Below are 15,589 nucleotides of genomic sequence, written 5' to 3'. Positions count from 1 at the left end.
TATTAGACGCAGCTTTCTATGAACTAAAGGTATGAGTCCGAGGAGGGATGATCCATGGCTTTTCCGCAGTATGAGTATCGTAACTCTCTTAGTGTGAACTGGGTCAGAGAGAACGACTCCCGGCCCAAATGGATCTTCAGGAAAAATAAGAAATCTTCTGTTGTCTTATCTTTAGACGAGGAAATCTATCAACTGCGCTGCAGGCTGGAACAATTGGTGCTGGAGCAGAGAAGTCTCACTTCTCCGGAAGTGGTGGAAATCAGTATGATGTTGGATCAGAAGATCAATGAATATATCAATCAGACGCGGGGGAACCGATAGTTTCGGCCCCTTTTTGATTTATTCCACACGTCCATGAGGCACCGCAGCGTAAACACCGGTCATTGGGAGCTTCTGTCATTGCTATGGCGAGTTCCATCTGCTGGCGGCGCTCGTCTGTTGACAGCGGCGGCAGTACGAGCAGTCGCGGGTGTGCTCTTTTGCAGTAGCGTGTTGTATGGTATGATGTAAGTTGGGATTTACATAGGATCGGTTTCACTTATGCGCGGATGCGGGGGTAAGTAAATGAAGCTGAGATTTTCGTTAGCTGCTCTGATGCTGTTATTGGTGCTGGCAGGCTGCGGCGGCGGGCCGAAAGCGGATGTGATTGTGTTTATGATGTCCTCAGGAGGCATTCCTGCCGAGGCGGGTGACAAGCTGCAGGCTGATTTGCAAACTAAGCTCGGGCAATCGCCAACTGTTCAACTAGTGACCACGCCGATTTATTCTATAGAAAAGCTGTTTGTCGAAATTGCGGCTCAGCAAAATGGTATTATTATCATTCCTACAAAAGACTTCCAGGCTTTAGGCCAGCAGGGCGGTTATGTCAGCCTGGACGACATCGCCAAACGGGAGGATTTTCCTGAGGGCGTACTTGAGCTGCCGGTTGACGGAGGCGGTAAGGAAACGCATCTGTATGGGATTCCACTAGAAAACACCAAATGGTTCACGGATACGAAGCTGTCCGGCAAGGACTTGGTGGCTCTCGTCCCGGTCAACGCGCCAAATCGAGAGCAGGCGCTGAAGGTTATGTCTATCATTGCTCAGAAGTAGCAATCGTACGGCTAGTTCATTTTATAACTGCATAGCTCGATCAGGTGCCTGCAGCCACAGAGCTGCGGGTTAAAAAGGGAAGCCGGTGTGAATCCGGCACGGTCGCGCCACTGTAATATGAGGAGCTCCCCAATCAGCCACTGTCCGCTTACGTCGGGTGGGAAGGGGGGGGATGCTGCACCACACAGCCTCATGAGTCAGGAGACCTGCCTGAACGGGAAAGACTAATCCTTTCGCGAAAAAAAGGAGCGTCGCGCACAGCGGACATCGGTTTATGCCGAGTCATACTGTCATTTGAGAATGAGACGTGTGCCCCTGATTCCTTGCTGCGGAAGGAACCAGGGCTTTTTTGTGTGCTTGAGTAAGCTTCTATTAGCAAGATTCTACGTGGTTGAGAGGAAGAGACATGATGAGAAGAACATCAGTTAGTAGATTGTTGGGCAAGAAAAAATGGCTTGGTGCACTGCTAGGTTTGGCTGTAGCGTTCGGCGCCGCAGGCTGTGGAAATAGTGCTGATAAACAAATGCTGCAAGGTGAAGTGGAGCCGCCCAAAGCACGCAGCGCAACAGAGCAGGTTGGACAAGCAGGTGCACAAGGGGAGCTGCAAACCGCCAAATCAACCGTGTATCCGCTGAAAATCAGCGATTCCACCGGCAAGGAATTCACCTTCGAAAAGGCACCGGAGCGGATTGTGTCCGTGTCGCCGAGTGAGACGGAGATTCTGTTCGCACTGGGACTTGGGGATCGAGTGATTGGGGTGTCCGATTTTTGCGATTACCCGGCGGAGGCAGCAGCCAAGCCAAAGATGGGCAGCATCGTGAAGCCGAACGAAGAAGCGCTGCTCGCAGCGAACGCGGACGTGATATTGTCGGGCGTATCGCTGAACATGCCCGCGGTGGAGCATCTGCGTGAGTTAAAGCTGAGCGTGTTCAAGGTTGAGCCAAAGACGATGGACGATGTGATGAACAATATATTAATGTTCGGACAAATATTTGATAAACAGGAGCAAGCTGAAAATATCGTGGGCTCTATGAAAGCTGACCGGCAGAAGGTGACGGATGCCGTAAAACAGCTCACTCCGGAACAGCGCAAACGGGTGTTTGTGGAATTTGCGCCGGGCTGGACGGTGGGCAAAGGCGAATATATTGACGAACTGGTGACTCTGGCCGGAGGTGTCAATATCGCAGCGGACACAGAGGGATACGCTCAGTTCAATGAGGAGCAGGTGATTGCCGCAAACCCGCAGGTCATATTGTATCCTCACAATCTCGTCGATGACAGTTCGAAGAAGACAATGGATCAAATTATTCGCGAACGCAGTGGCTGGGCGCAAATTGACGCCATTAAAAACAACCGGCTGGTCGGGCTCGATACGAATATAATTAGCCGGCCCGGACCCAGACTGGGAGAGGCGCTGGTAGCTGTGGCCAAGGGATTGTATCCGGCATTGGTGAAATAGATGAAGCGCAAGCTGCTGCTGTGGGGCGGAGCGGGCCTGCTGCTCCTTTTTCTTTCCGTTACGGTTAGTCTGTCCGTCGGCTCCGTTCATGTGCCCCTCGCTCAGGTGTGGAGCATTCTCGCACATCATTTGCCTTGGGTGGGCGAATGGGTGCCTGCCCGGTGGGAGCCCGCGACCGAGCAAATTATTTGGCGGGTGCGGCTTCCGCGCGTTCTGCTGGGACTGCTGGTCGGAGCAGCGCTCGGGGTCGCCGGCACGGCGTTTCAAGGGGTGCTCCGGAACCCTTTGGCGGATCCTTTCACTTTGGGCGTCTCATCCGGCGCTGCGGTAGGAGCGGCATTTTTGATTTTGTTCGGTCTGCAGTTTGCATTGTTTGGAGCATGGACTATCCCCATCGTGGCGTTTACTACGGGTGCGATGTCGCTGGTGGCAGTGCTTTTGCTGGCGCGTACCAACGGCAAGCTGAAGATGGAGACGGTGCTTCTGTCCGGGGTCGTGATGCACTCCTTTTTGGGATCATTCATCTCGCTAATGGTGGCGTCGTCCAAAGGAGTCGTCAATGAAATTGTTTTTTGGATGATGGGAAGCTTATCGCTGCGAGGCTGGACCTATTCACTCGTGCTGCTGCCGTATCTCGCGGTGGGAGTCGTGGTCCTGCTGACATTCGGCCGAGCAATGAACTTATTCGCCTTAGGAGAATCGCAGGCTGCTCATCTGGGCGTGCGCGTGGAGCGTACGAAACTGGTTGTACTCACCGCCGCCACGTTGATAACGGCTGCCGCCGTGTCGGTGTCCGGGGTGGTGGCTTTCGTTGGACTGATCGTTCCGCACCTGCTGAGAATATTGATGGGACCGGATTACCGACTGCTGCTGCCGCTGTCGCTGCTCGGTGGCGCTGTGTATGTGCTGTGGGCCGACACACTGGCACGCACAATGCTGGGCGCAGCGGAAATCCCTCTAGGCGTAGTAACGGCATTCTTGGGGGCGCCGTTTTTCGCTTACTTATTGCGTCGGAACAAGCGGGCGCTATGATTCGGCATCACCCATAGAGAGGGCGCAGGATGATGCGTGGCTTGGATTGCCTAGATAAAAGGTGGGGAAAGCGATTGACATTGATTGAACTGAAAGAAGCCGGCAAAGCGTATGGAGCGCAATCGGTGCTCGAGCAGGTCAGCTTCCGTGTGGACGCCGGTGAATGCTTTGGTATCATTGGCCCCAACGGCAGCGGTAAGTCCACGCTGCTGAAATTGATCTCCGGCGTCGAATCGCCCACCTTTGGCAGTGTGATGCTCCAAGGTCGTGAGGCGGCAGCCTATCCACGCAAACAGCTTGCCCGATGGACAGCTGTGCTGCAGCAGGATGCGCTGCCCCCGCTCAGCTTCACTGTGCGTGAGGTGATCGGCATGGGGCGTTACCCGTTTCAGAGCTGGCTTGGGGATGAACTGGGAGACGTGGATGCGGACGCATTGGTGGATGATATCATCGAACGTCTGCAATTACAGCCGTTACAGGATCGAGCCGTTGACCGGTTAAGCGGCGGGGAGCGCCAGCGGGTCGCTCTCGGAAAAGTGATGGTGCAGCAGCCGAAACTGCTGCTGTTGGATGAGCCGACCACGTTCTTGGACATTGGTTACCAGGTACAGATGATGGAATGGATTCGCAGTTGGCAGCGGGAATCTGGACTCACGGTAGTGGCAGTGCTGCACGATTTGAATCTGGCAGCGCAATATTGTGGGCGGCTCTTAATGCTTCAGCGCGGCCGGGTGGTGCGCTGCGGCAGGCCGGACGAGGTCGTCCGACCGGCTCTCCTCGAGCAGGTGTATGGCACGCGTCCAATTGTGGTGGAACATCCGTCTGCCGGCGTGCCGCAGATTTTGCTTGAGGCGAATGGGCTCGGGCGTATGGAGTGAGTAGTGGGTTCTACATTGGATTTATTGCAACATTCGCTTTTTCACAGGAGAGAGGGGGACGGCTATGCTGCAAGCTCTTGCTGAATTCATAACTGAAATTCAACCGCCGGACAAGGCCGCAATGGCAGCTGCGCGTAGGCATCTCGATCAACTGACTAAACCGCCCGGCAGCTTAGGCAAGCTGGAAGACATCGCTTGCCAACTGGCCGCCATCACAGGGGAAACTATGCCTGATCTGGGCAAAAAAGCCATCGTCGTCATGGCCGGCGATCATGGCGTGTGCGAAGAGGGAGTCAGTGCTTACCCGGCAGAGGTCACGCCACAGATGGTGCTGAATTTCCTGCACGGCGGAGCGGCGGTCAACGTGCTGGCCGGACAGGCGGGAGCGGACGTTATCTGCGTGGACATTGGCGTGAACGCGGATTTGGAGCATCCTCGGCTGTATGCGCGGAAGGTCCGCAAAGGCACGCGCAACATGATGCGGGAGGCGGCAATGACGAAGCAGGAAGCTGTCGATGCGATCGTAACCGGCATCCAACTGGTCGAGGAGCTGACTATGCAGGGCTATCGGCTGTTTGCCACGGGAGACATGGGCATCGGCAACACCACGGCCAGCTCGGCCGTGCTGGCTGTGTTGACCGGTGCGGACCTGGCGGGCACGGTAGGCCGAGGCACGGGCATCTGCGGCGAACTGCTTCTGCACAAACGCAGCGTGATTGAGCGAGCCATAGCGCTGAATAAACCTAATGCGAACGACCCGTTGGATGTGTTAGCCAAAGTCGGCGGTCTGGAAATCGCCGGCCTTACCGGTGTGATTTTGGGTGCTGCACGGCATCGTTGCCCCGTCGTCATCGACGGGTTTATCTCGTCTGCCGCAGCGCTAGTTGCAAGCCGGATGGCAGAGCTCAGTACCGCCTACATGCTGGCATCCCATCTCTCGCAGGAGCCGGGACATGCATTCATATTGCAGGCTTTGGAGCTGGCCCCGATGCTGCATATGGATATGCGGCTCGGAGAGGGCACGGGCGCAGCGTTGGCCTTGCCTTTGATAGACGCTTCAGGGCGCATCATGAAGGAGATGGCTACTTTCGCTGAAGCAGGGATATCTCAATCTGATAAATGAATGAGAAGGAAAGGAGCTGGCTTGATTGCTGACATTGGTAACTGGCGGTGCCCGTAGCGGCAAGAGCGGGTTTGCTGAAGCCTATTGCTCCCGACTGTCGGACCAAGGCGTGTACGTAGCAACAGCTCAAGCGCTCGATGCTGAAATGCAGGCAAGAATCGAGCATCATCGGCAGCAGCGGGATAGTCGGCAGTTTGCCTGGAAGACGTTAGAGGAGCCGTTGGAATTGGCCGGTCTGATAGAGGGGCTGCGAAACAAAATGCATCTCGGCCCGGATAGCGCCGATCAGACGGACCGTCACAGGGCTCGGCCAGTTGGCGTTGCAGCTGCTGGACAGGAGCGGACTGCAAACCGGCAACCGCCGGTGGGAGGCGGGGATAAGCACCCCGTCATACTGGTCGATTGTCTCACGCTTTGGCTTTCCAACTGGCTGCTTCAGTACGAGCAGGATCCGGACATAGAAGAACGTGTATCGGAAAAGCTCGATCAATTGGCAGTAGGCTGCAGTAAATTCGCCGGCGATTCAGCGAAGCATCTCGTACTCGTAACGAATGAGGTAGGTTATGGGCTTGTGCCGGAATATAAATTAGGAAGACACTTCCGTGATCTGTCAGGAGTTATGAATCAACGATTTGCTCACGCCGCAGATCACGTGTTTTTGGTAACGGCAGGTATTCCAATGGAGTTGAAAAGTCGACGCTATGATTTTTAGCATCAGAGCTCACAGCTGCCACTAGCAGCTTGCATTTGTGCTGCCACTAACAGCTTGCATTGATGCTGCCACCAACACGTGCTTACATAAACGTAATTACTACTATAGGCGGTGGGGATACGATTTGTTGTTCTATACATGGCAGGAAACGCTGCTCATGGTTGCTGCGGCCATCATGACGGATTTGTTGATCGGTGATCCCCGTTGGCCGACCCATCCGGTGATACGCATGGGGCAGTGGATCAATTGGGCTGTGAGCAAACTGTATGGGAAGCGAAGCCGGTTACGCTCGCGGTTCTCACTGCGCTGGCGGGGCATCGTGCTAACCGTGTCGACTCTTTTTCTCGTATTCGTCACCATGTGGCTGCTGCTGTGGTTGGCGGCGGAGATACATCCGTGGCTTGGCTATGCGGCGAATACGTGGTTTATTGCAACCACCATTGCTGTGAAGGGGTTAAAGGATGCAGCATTGCAGGTCTATCGGCCTCTCAGTGCGGGGAAATTAGACGAGGCGCGAAAATACGTCGGCTATATCGTTGGCAGAGATACCACGCAGCTGAATGAATCCGAGATCACCCGGGCTACTGTTGAAACTGTGGCTGAGAACACGGTGGATGCGGTGGTTTCCCCGTTATTTTACGCGCTGCTGGGCGCAGCTCCGCTGGCTTTGACTTACCGGGCGGCGAACACGCTGGACTCCATGGTAGGCTACAAAAACGATAAGTATCTGCATTTTGGGTGGGCCTCTGCGCGCTGGGACGATATTATGAACTGGCTTCCCGCCAGGATCACGGGCGTCTTGCTCGTCTCCGCCGCCGTGCTGCTGAGAGGCTGCTCGCCTGTTAAAGCGGTCACAGCGATATTCCGATTCGCGGCACTGCATCCGAGCCCCAACGGCGGCATTCCGGAATCGGCGGTCGCGGGTGCCTTGGGCATCGAGCTGGGCGGAGTGAATGTATACCATGGCCAGATCAGTGATCGCGCCAGGATGGGCTGGCCGCTGCGCGAACGGCAACCTGGAGACATCCTGCTCACCATTCGTTTGTTGTACACGGTTAGCTATCTGGTTGCAGGAGGGCTGCTATGCGCACTATGCTGGATTTGGCTGTAAAAGGCTTAGCTGCATGTGCGGCGGCCTTTCAATTTCTTACGCGGCTGCCGGTACCGGTGCAGCTCGTGTATAGTGATGCCTTGTTTCGGCGCAGCGTGGTATTTTATCCGCTGGTCGGCGTGGTACTGGGTCTGCTGCTGTCTGCCGCCGCAGCCTTACTCGAAGGGCGAATTTTTCTCGCAGCCTGGCTCGAAGGCATGGGCTCGGGTGTGACGGCAGCGCTGCTGCTGGCGGCTTGGATTGGCATGACCGGCGCGCTCCATCTCGACGGTCTGATGGATACAGCCGACGGCGTGCTCAGCCAGCGCTCCCGGGAGCGGATGCTGGAAATTATGAAAGACAGCAGCGTCGGAGCGATGGGGGTGGTGGCGTGCGCAATCATGCTTCTGTGCAAATGGGCACTGCTGGAACAGTGGCTAACGATGCCGTATCGAGCATCTGCATATGCACTGCCGCTTGTGCTGCTATGGAGTCGCTGGTTCATGGTTGTGGCGATCGCACTGTGGCCGTACGCTCGCACAGGAGAGCACCGGGGCAATGGCTCGCACGCAGACGCGCAGCGAGGGCTCGGCTCCTTTTTTCGGGGCTTGGGCGTGAGGCATTTGCTATTGCATACGATGCTGGCCGTGATGTTGTCTGTGGGGCTGCTGTGGCTGGCAGGGACGGGACCGGCGGTATGGGTTCGGGTGATCGGTGTCATTGCCACGGCAACTGTGGCTCTCGGCACATGGATGAGCTTCCGTTTAAGCCGCACATTGGGCGGGCTGACTGGAGATACATACGGCGCGATGAATGAGATATTGGAAGCGGCGTTGCTCTTGATTTTATATATCGTGCTTCAGCAATAATTGATAACTTTGAAAAGGGGGCGGCTGCATGCTGGAACGGTACGGTCATGGCGGTGATTTGTGGACTGCAGCGGAGACTTATGGCAAAAGCAAAGATTCGTTCCTCGATTTCAGTTCGAACATGAATCCGTTGGGCCCGCCAGCGGTGGTCGGACACATTTTGCGTGAAAGATGGCGGGATTTGGCTGCTTATCCGGACCCCGCGGTCAGGGAACTTCGGCGAAATCTCGCAAGTAAGTATGATATACCGGTGGAATCTATTCTCGTCGGCAACGGTGCGGCAGAGTTGATTGATTTGGCAGTGCGCGTGCTGAAACCGACTGTTACCGCACTAGCAAGGCCGTCATTTTCGGAATACGAGGAAGCTGCACTGAAAGCAGGCGGTGCCATCTACGATATTCCGCTCAGTCAGCGGCACGGTTTCGTCTTGCAGGAGTCTGCTGTACATCAAGCGATTGAACATTCCGACCTGGTGTTCCTCGGATCGCCGAACAATCCGACCGGCCGGATCATTCCATCGCCTGTGCTGAAGCTGCTGCCGGCTGCCGGAAAACCCGTCATTGTGGACGAGGCGTTCCTCGATTTCCATCCGGACCAGGCGAACATTACGCTGCTAAAACAGGCCGCACAATCACCGCACCTCATGGTTATTCGCTCGATGACAAAGTTTTACTCGATCCCCGGCGTGAGGCTCGGTTTCATCGTGGCGCATCCGGATCGCATCCAGCTAATGCAGAGACAGCAGGTGCAGTGGAGCGTGAATACGATGGCTCAGTTGATCGGTACTGCAGTGCTGGATGATGAAGAGTATGAACAGCGCTCACGAGCTTGGTTGGCAGAAGAAAGACCATGGTTAATCCGCCGTCTGCAGGAGTTGGGAGTCGCTGTTACACCGAGTGAGACGAACTACGTTTTGTTTTCATTGAAGCCGTTAGGGCAAAAGGTGCAAGATTTACAGGGAGAAATGGGGCGCAGGGGAGTTCTAATCAGGGATGCCTCACGATTTGCGGGGTTGGACGATTCATATGTACGGGTGGCCATTAAGCTGCGTGAACACAATATCCAGCTGATTAAGCATCTGCGAGACGCGTTCGAATCGATGAAATCGTGGGCGATCGGCCTCGCATTAAACTCTCCGCGTCCGGTAGTATCGGCTCCCACGTCGGAAAGGCGGGCCTGCGCTCGTAAATCCGCTGCCACACTGATGGTACAGGGTACTTCGTCAGATGCAGGGAAGAGCCTTGTGGTCACTGCTATCTGCCGCATTTTATCGCAGGATGGGCTGCGTGTCGCGCCGTTCAAATCTCAGAACATGTCACTGAATTCCTACGTTACGCCTGACGGAAAGGAGATAGGTCGTGCGCAAGGCATGCAGGCGGATGCGTGCCGCGTCCCGGCTACAACGGATATGAATCCGATCCTACTCAAGCCTACGAAGGACATGGTTTCACAAGTGGTAGTCCACGGCAGACCTTACCGTGACCTCGACGCCCGAACCTATCGCGAACAATACTTGCCTGAGGCGGAAACGATCGTAAAGGACGCATTAAACCGGCTGCGTGAGACATACCAGGTCGTTGTGCTGGAAGGCGCCGGAAGTCCTGCGGAAGTCAACCTGAAGCACCGGGACATCGTGAACATGCGACTTGCGGGCTGGGCGGATGCCCCGGTAGTGTTGGTCGCAGACATCGACCGTGGCGGAGTTTTCGCGTCACTGGTAGGCACGATGGAGATTTTCACACCGGAGGAACGTGCCCGCGTGAAAGGTTTCATCATCAACAAATTCCGTGGAGATGTCACACTGCTAACGCCGGGATTGGAGTGGCTGGAACAACGCACCGGTAAGCCCGTGCTTGGCGTCATACCTTATCTGCCTGACCTGGAGCTGGAGGATGAAGATTCCGCATCTTTGGACCACAGGCTCGTGCAAAGAACCGGCCACGGCACACGCGACAGCAGGCGGACTGGCACCAGCAGCATCAGCGGCACGAGCAGCACGGTGCACGTCACAGCAGACGTAGACAGCGTCGCAGAACAGCTGGATATTGTGGTGATCCGGCTGCCCCGTATATCCAACTTCACCGACGTCGACCCGCTTTTCTTCGAGCAGGACGTGGCCCTGCGTTTCGTAAGCACGCCGGAGGAGCTGGGCTGCCCGGACACCATCATCATACCGGGAAGCAAGAACACGGTCGAAGACTTGCGGTTTTTGCGTGAAACAGGCTTGGCTGAAGAGCTCATTAGGCATGCGGAGGCCGGCGGCCGAATAGTCGGAATCTGTGCTGGTTACCAAATGATGGGTGAACGGCTGCTCGATCCGCAACGAGTCGAATCTGAGTATCCTGTAACGGCAGGCCTGAGATTGTTTCCAACCGAAACCATGTTCACGGCAGAGAAGAGAACTGTGAGGGTGGAAGGGCACTCCACTGTGTACCACGAACTAGCAGAAGAAGCTCCCATCAGCGGATATGAAATTCATATGGGACGAACACGCTTTTTAGAGCAGGTCAAGCACCCTTTTTACATCCAAGAGGACGGCATCGCGCATTCCATTCATCCCGATGGTGTGGTGTCAGAGGACGGCAGGCTGTGGGGCACTTATGTGCACGGCATTTTGCATAACGACGATTTTCGCAGAGCTTGGTTGAATATAATTCGCCTCAGCCGTGGATGGAATCCGCTTCCAGCCGAGCTTCGATTTCAAGAACGGAGAGAAGCGGCGTTTGACCGGCTGGCGGACCATGTACGCGCTCATTTGGATATGAAGCGGTTGTATGAGATGATTGGTAATACGATTTAGGAGGCGATGGCGATGAGAATCTATACGCGAACCGGCGATGCCGGGCAGACTGGGGTCATCGGGGGCCGAGTGGACAAGGACGACGTGCGTGTGGAAGCGTATGGTACGGTAGATGAATTGAATTGTTTTGTCGGCCAGGCGATGGCGCTGTTGGACGGGGAACGCTTTCCCGACTTGCTCGCGGACCTGCTTGAAGTGCAAAATGAACTGTTCGATTGCGGCTCCGACCTCGCTTTGCTGAAGCAGGAGCTGCGCCCGTATAAGGTCACCTCCGACATGGTTGACCGGCTGGAGACATGGATTGATAAATACGATGGCGAGACCCCTGACATTAAAAGGTTTATTTTACCGGGAGGTACCCATGCCTCGTCCGTGCTGCATGTGTGCAGAACTGTTTGCCGGCGTGCTGAGCGTAGAGTTGTGACACTTGGGCGCGAGCAGCCGATCAATGAGCAAGTACGGCGTTATTTGAATCGGCTGTCGGATTTCTTTTTCACTGCCGCGCGTGCAGTCAACAGCCGCAGCAGCGTGCCGGATGTTGAATATGTACGCAGCGCCGAGGTGTTTCGCCGCAAATGAGCCTGTACTATGAGCCTTTAGTTTATACCGTTCCAGAGAAAGAAGACGGATTTTACCTGAAAACCATTTTGCAGAATCGGATGAACATTTCGCGTAAGCTGCTATCACGCTTAAAATTGACTGAGCAGGGAATTACCGTGAACGGAGAGCGGAAATACATCAGTGTGCGTGTTCATGCCGGAGACGTGGTCGAGGTTCGTATGCTGCAGGAGGAATCTGACGATATTTTACCACAGCCGCTTCCGCTGGACATTCTGTATGAAGATGAGCATCTGCTTGTGGTGAACAAGGCAGCAGGCATGATCGTACATCCGACGCATGGTCACTATGTGAACACGTTGGCAAACGGCGTCGTGTATTACTGGCGGCAGCAGGGCAAAACCTACCGATTTCGCCCGATCCACAGGCTCGATCAAGAAACGTCGGGTGCACTCGCAATCGCCAAAAATCCGTTCGTCCACCAGCAGGTGTCGGAGCAGATGCAGGCGCACCAGGTGAAAAAGGAGTACATCGCTCTAGTGCATGGTTTGCTGCCTATCGACGAGGGTACGATCAACGAGCCGATCGACCGAGATCCGGGCGATCCCCACGTTCGTATTGTCACACCGTCGGGATATCCGGCGGTGACACATTATAAGGTGGAACGGAGATTTCGAGAGGCCACGATGGTACGCTTGTGGCTGGAGACCGGGCGAACCCACCAGATACGCGTTCATATGAAGCACATAGGGCATCCTCTGCTGGGAGATAAGCTCTATCAGTTAGAGCAGTTTGTGCCTGCAGACAGTGAGAGCTGCATTGGCGCAGCGGCAGCCGCCTGTGGGTTGGAGCGGCATGCACTCCATGCTTGTACGCTAGGTTTTACTCATCCCGTAACGAAGCAGTGGATTGAGTTTAACGCCGCAATGCCTGCGGATTTGGAGCGGTGCGCGGCGCTTCTGCATAGTCTCGATTAACGGATCCTACGGACCACCGTGGGATCTTTTCTTTTGCATCCAAGCATCGGTCCGGTAATTGCAGATGCAGCTCAATTTTATATCGGAGTCAGATTCTGTATAATAAGATGGACATGTCACGCAGATAATAGTGCAGACTAGGATTTTTCTTTCATGTATAAATTACTAAGACGAGGAATGATTCAATGAGTTCACAGAAAACAGTAATATGTTACCAATATCCACAGTGCGGTACATGCCGGAACGCAATGAAGTGGCTGAAGCAAAAAGGTCTTAACGTAGAAGCCATTCATATTTTCGACAATCCCCCTAGTGCAGAGCAGCTTCAAAAGATGATTGAACAAAGCGGCCTGGAAATCAAAAAATGGTTTAACACTTCAGGCGAAGTGTATAAGGCAATGAACTTGAAAGACAAGCTCCCGGAGATGACCGACGAGCAAAAGATCGAACTCCTGGCCGCTAACGGCAGATTGATTAAACGGCCGATTGTGACGGATGGAACGAAGGTAACCGTCGGGTACAAAGAAGAGACGTTCGAGCAGGTATGGGGCAGCTGACGCCATTATTGAAGGAGAGTGAAAGTTGTTGCAGCAAAGAAAACGAACCAAAAAAAATCCGCTCTGGATTATCGGTGCTGCCGGAGCATTTCTGCTGACGCAAGGGAAGCTGTTGTTTTCCTTATTAAAGTTTGGTAAATTTGGCGGTTTGTTTATTTCGATGCTTGTATCAATCTGGGCCTACGCCATTGTGTTTCCATGGACGTTTGCTATTGGCTTCGTGCTGTTAATCCTCGTGCACGAGTTTGGCCATGTGTTCGCGGCGAGGCAAAAAGGACTGCCCGTGACAGCCCCTCTGTTTATACCGTTTTTGGGCGCGCTGATCAACCTGAAGCGTCATCCACGGGACGCTGCCACGGAGGCGTATGTGGCGATTGGCGGTCCCATGCTGGGGACCGTCGGCGCTTTGGTCGTGTTTGGCATAGCTGTTTATGTTGACCATCCAATGTGGTACAGCTTAGCTATGACAGGCTTTCTTATTAATCTGTTTAACTTGCTCCCGATTCACCCCTTAGACGGAGGCAGAATTGTCACCGCCGTATCGAGGTGGCTGTGGTTGGTCGGATTAATCGGCGGGTTGGTTTTGATTATTTACAATTTCAACGTGATTCTGCTGCTGATCTGGGCGATGTTCGCGTATGATTTGTATAAGAAATATGTGGTGCGTCGCAAGCTGGGGGCAGACAAACGCGCGTTGGCCGCGAGTTTTTTGGTGCCTGCTCAGCCTCTGATCGAGCAGGGCTACATCATTCCGGGACAGGAGCACAAAAGAGAGCTGGACTTTGTCACCTATTCCGATCTTGAAGGACAACAGTTTGTACGGGTGATGTGGGAAGGCCTGAACTTCCAAGGCACCATTCCGCTGACGCAGCAGGCGCTCATTCGCAGAGCACATGTGACCCGGCTGGATCGTATACAAAAGGAAGACGGGCTGCATCTGATGATACACTGTCAGGTGGATTACGACCCGTTCGAGAATGACCGATATTATGAAGTACCGACTGCCGCCCGCTGGAAGTATGGCATTGCTTATTTCGGGCTGGCTGGGTTCTTGTTCGGGATGATGGCGCTGGTGCGCAGAGTAGGAGAGTTGTGAATATAACTTCCGCCGCTCATTCACAGAATAGGTGATTTGTAATTATCACAATGGATGGTACACTTATGTTATTAAATTTTTTATCCTATAAGGCAGAAGAGGTTATCATCCTATGGAAAAATATAAATCCAAGCGGCTATCCTCACTGGGTTCCGCTATTTTTTCTGACATGGCACAATGGAAGGAAGAGGTGCGCCGCAGAGGTGTGGACGTGATCGATCTTGGTATCGGAAGTCCCGACCGTCCTCCATCCGAGCGTGTGATTAAAGCTATGGAGCAGGCTGTTCGTCAGCCGCATGTATACGGCTACCCGACATCCGAGGGCAGTCCGGCCTTTCGTGCCGCGGTGGCAAAATGGTATCAACATCGCTTCAGTGTGACGCTGGATCCCGCAAACGAGATTGTTACACTGATGGGATCTCAAGACGGCCTGGCCCATTTGGCGATGGCGATCACCGATCCAGGCGATGTCGTGATGGTGCCGGATCCCGGCTATCCGATTTATGGCGCGAGTCTCGTATTGGCAGGCGTGACTCCTTACTTCGTGCCTTTGCGGGAAGAAAACGGCTATCTTCCGAATTTGGCTGACATTCCGGAGCAAACTGCACGTGAGGCCAAGTTCATTTTACTCAATTATCCAAGCAATCCGCTGTCGACGGTGGCCTCAAAAAGCTTTTTTGAGCAATTGATAGCATATGCCAACAAGTACGATCTTCTCGTTGTCCACGATTTGGCCTATTCTGAGATGGCGTTCGACGGGTGCCGTCCGATGAGCATTTTAGAAGTCGCTGGTGCTAAAGACGTGGCAGTGGAGTTTCATTCGATGTCCAAAAGCTTCAACATGGCAGGATGCCGCTTAGCTTTCATGGTAGGGCAGCCGGAGGTGGTCAAAGCGCTGCGCGTGCTAAAGTCCAACATCGACTATGGGGTGTTCTTGGCGGTACAGGAGGCAGGCATTGCAGCGCTCGAGGAAGACATGGAGCAAGGACAATCCGTCGCGGCTTTGTATCAGAGGAGACGGGATGTTGTGATCGATGGCCTTGCCGCCGCCGGCTGGATTATTCCTAAACCGAAGGCCACCATGTTCATTTGGGCGTGTATACCGCACGGTTGGACGTCCCGCCAAATTTCCCGGGAAATTTTGTATGAAACTGGGGTAGTGGTAATACCGGGGGATGCCTTTGGCGAGGAGGGCGAGGGCTACATACGAATTGCGCTCGTACAGGAAGAGGAGAGGCTGCGTGAAGCCGTGAGCCGCATTGCCGGCTTTCTGCGCAGCCATGGTAAGTCTACCTCAGCCTGACGCTAGGAGAAGGCATCTGCACCATTTGGCGCGTCAAGCCGGA

15 protein-coding genes and 1 riboswitch are annotated in these 15,589 nt (G+C 54.4%); all 15 genes read left to right on the top strand.

The features are described from left to right. The first annotated feature begins 54 nt into the window (after window positions 1-54). The 15 genes from CBW46_RS13145 (at window position 55) to CBW46_RS13075 (ending at window position 15,546) form a co-directional block, all read left to right on the top strand. Complete coding sequence (locus CBW46_RS13145) at window positions 55-321, top strand: aspartyl-phosphate phosphatase Spo0E family protein (protein WP_089200461.1); 267 nt, start codon at window positions 55-57, stop codon at window positions 319-321. Between the two features lie 243 nt (window positions 322-564). Then, on the top strand, window positions 565-1,092 hold the full coding sequence (locus CBW46_RS13140; protein ID WP_089200460.1) for a hypothetical protein: 528 nt from the start codon (window positions 565-567) through the stop codon (window positions 1,090-1,092). 25 nt (window positions 1,093-1,117) lie between these two features. After that, a riboswitch (cobalamin riboswitch) is annotated at window positions 1,118-1,320 on the top strand. A gap of 178 nt (window positions 1,321-1,498) precedes the next feature. Then, complete coding sequence (locus tag CBW46_RS13135) at window positions 1,499-2,551, top strand: ABC transporter substrate-binding protein (RefSeq protein ID WP_341538189.1); 1,053 nt, start codon at window positions 1,499-1,501, stop codon at window positions 2,549-2,551. Then, window positions 2,552-3,583, top strand: a complete 1,032-nt coding sequence (locus tag CBW46_RS13130; RefSeq protein WP_089200458.1) for a FecCD family ABC transporter permease — start codon at window positions 2,552-2,554, stop codon at window positions 3,581-3,583. Window positions 3,584-3,663: 80 nt separating this feature from the next. Continuing rightward, a complete protein-coding gene (locus tag CBW46_RS13125; RefSeq protein WP_424446429.1) occupies window positions 3,664-4,461 on the top strand; it encodes an ABC transporter ATP-binding protein in 798 nt (265 codons plus the stop codon). Between the two features lie 64 nt (window positions 4,462-4,525). Next, the gene (gene cobT / locus CBW46_RS13120; RefSeq protein ID WP_089200457.1) at window positions 4,526-5,584 is read left to right on the top strand and encodes a nicotinate-nucleotide--dimethylbenzimidazole phosphoribosyltransferase; all 1,059 of its coding nucleotides are present in this window, start codon (window positions 4,526-4,528) and stop codon (window positions 5,582-5,584) included. 25 nt (window positions 5,585-5,609) lie between these two features. Next, on the top strand, window positions 5,610-6,296 hold the full coding sequence (locus tag CBW46_RS13115; protein WP_089200456.1) for a bifunctional adenosylcobinamide kinase/adenosylcobinamide-phosphate guanylyltransferase: 687 nt from the start codon (window positions 5,610-5,612) through the stop codon (window positions 6,294-6,296). Between the two features lie 124 nt (window positions 6,297-6,420). Then, window positions 6,421-7,407: an adenosylcobinamide-phosphate synthase CbiB gene (gene cbiB, locus CBW46_RS13110; RefSeq protein ID WP_089200455.1), complete on the top strand. Its 987-nt coding sequence runs from the start codon at window positions 6,421-6,423 to the stop codon at window positions 7,405-7,407. After that, window positions 7,380-8,255: an adenosylcobinamide-GDP ribazoletransferase gene (cobS, locus tag CBW46_RS13105; RefSeq protein ID WP_089200454.1), complete on the top strand. Its 876-nt coding sequence runs from the start codon at window positions 7,380-7,382 to the stop codon at window positions 8,253-8,255. The genes cbiB and cobS overlap by 28 nt, the downstream gene beginning before the upstream one ends. Window positions 8,256-8,283: 28 nt before the next feature. Then, on the top strand, window positions 8,284-11,055 hold the full coding sequence (locus tag CBW46_RS22180) for a cobyric acid synthase (protein ID WP_089200453.1): 2,772 nt from the start codon (window positions 8,284-8,286) through the stop codon (window positions 11,053-11,055). Window positions 11,056-11,067: 12 nt separating this feature from the next. Then, window positions 11,068-11,634 (top strand): cob(I)yrinic acid a,c-diamide adenosyltransferase, encoded by a 567-nt coding sequence (locus CBW46_RS13095; protein WP_089200452.1) that lies wholly within the window; start codon window positions 11,068-11,070, stop codon window positions 11,632-11,634. Then, a complete protein-coding gene (locus CBW46_RS13090) occupies window positions 11,631-12,590 on the top strand; it encodes an RluA family pseudouridine synthase (protein WP_089200451.1) in 960 nt (319 codons plus the stop codon). The genes CBW46_RS13095 and CBW46_RS13090 overlap by 4 nt, the downstream gene beginning before the upstream one ends. A gap of 185 nt (window positions 12,591-12,775) precedes the next feature. Continuing rightward, entirely contained in the window at window positions 12,776-13,147 is a 372-nt protein-coding gene (locus CBW46_RS13085; protein WP_089200450.1) for an arsenate reductase family protein, read from the top strand. Window positions 13,148-13,175: 28 nt separating this feature from the next. Further along, the gene (locus tag CBW46_RS13080) at window positions 13,176-14,243 is read left to right on the top strand and encodes a site-2 protease family protein (RefSeq protein ID WP_089200569.1); all 1,068 of its coding nucleotides are present in this window, start codon (window positions 13,176-13,178) and stop codon (window positions 14,241-14,243) included. Window positions 14,244-14,355: 112 nt separating this feature from the next. Continuing rightward, window positions 14,356-15,546, top strand: a complete 1,191-nt coding sequence (locus CBW46_RS13075) for an aminotransferase class I/II-fold pyridoxal phosphate-dependent enzyme (RefSeq protein ID WP_089200449.1) — start codon at window positions 14,356-14,358, stop codon at window positions 15,544-15,546. Window positions 15,547-15,589 lie beyond the last annotated feature (43 nt).

It is taken from the genome of Paenibacillus xerothermodurans, from assembly GCF_002220865.2.
Classification (GTDB): Bacteria; Bacillota; Bacilli; order Paenibacillales; family NBRC-103111; genus Paenibacillus_S; species Paenibacillus_S xerothermodurans.
This window is presented reverse-complemented; position numbering and strand designations above follow the sequence as displayed.

Excerpts from the sequence above, each read along its gene's own strand:
- CBW46_RS13145 (WP_089200461.1), top strand. The coding sequence starts at position 55 with ATGGCTTTTCCGCAGTATGAGTATCGTAACTCTCTTAGTGTGAACTGG.
- CBW46_RS13140 (WP_089200460.1), top strand. The coding sequence starts at position 565 with ATGAAGCTGAGATTTTCGTTAGCTGCTCTGATGCTGTTATTGGTGCTG.
- CBW46_RS13135 (WP_341538189.1), top strand. The coding sequence starts at position 1,499 with ATGATGAGAAGAACATCAGTTAGTAGATTGTTGGGCAAGAAAAAATGG.
- CBW46_RS13130 (WP_089200458.1), top strand. The coding sequence starts at position 2,552 with ATGAAGCGCAAGCTGCTGCTGTGGGGCGGAGCGGGCCTGCTGCTCCTT.
- cobT (WP_089200457.1), top strand. The coding sequence starts at position 4,526 with ATGCTGCAAGCTCTTGCTGAATTCATAACTGAAATTCAACCGCCGGAC.
- cobS (WP_089200454.1), top strand. The coding sequence starts at position 7,380 with ATGCGCACTATGCTGGATTTGGCTGTAAAAGGCTTAGCTGCATGTGCG.
- CBW46_RS22180 (WP_089200453.1), top strand. The coding sequence starts at position 8,284 with ATGCTGGAACGGTACGGTCATGGCGGTGATTTGTGGACTGCAGCGGAG.
- CBW46_RS13095 (WP_089200452.1), top strand. The coding sequence starts at position 11,068 with ATGAGAATCTATACGCGAACCGGCGATGCCGGGCAGACTGGGGTCATC.
- CBW46_RS13090 (WP_089200451.1), top strand. The coding sequence starts at position 11,631 with ATGAGCCTGTACTATGAGCCTTTAGTTTATACCGTTCCAGAGAAAGAA.
- CBW46_RS13085 (WP_089200450.1), top strand. The coding sequence starts at position 12,776 with ATGAGTTCACAGAAAACAGTAATATGTTACCAATATCCACAGTGCGGT.
- CBW46_RS13075 (WP_089200449.1), top strand. The coding sequence starts at position 14,356 with ATGGAAAAATATAAATCCAAGCGGCTATCCTCACTGGGTTCCGCTATT.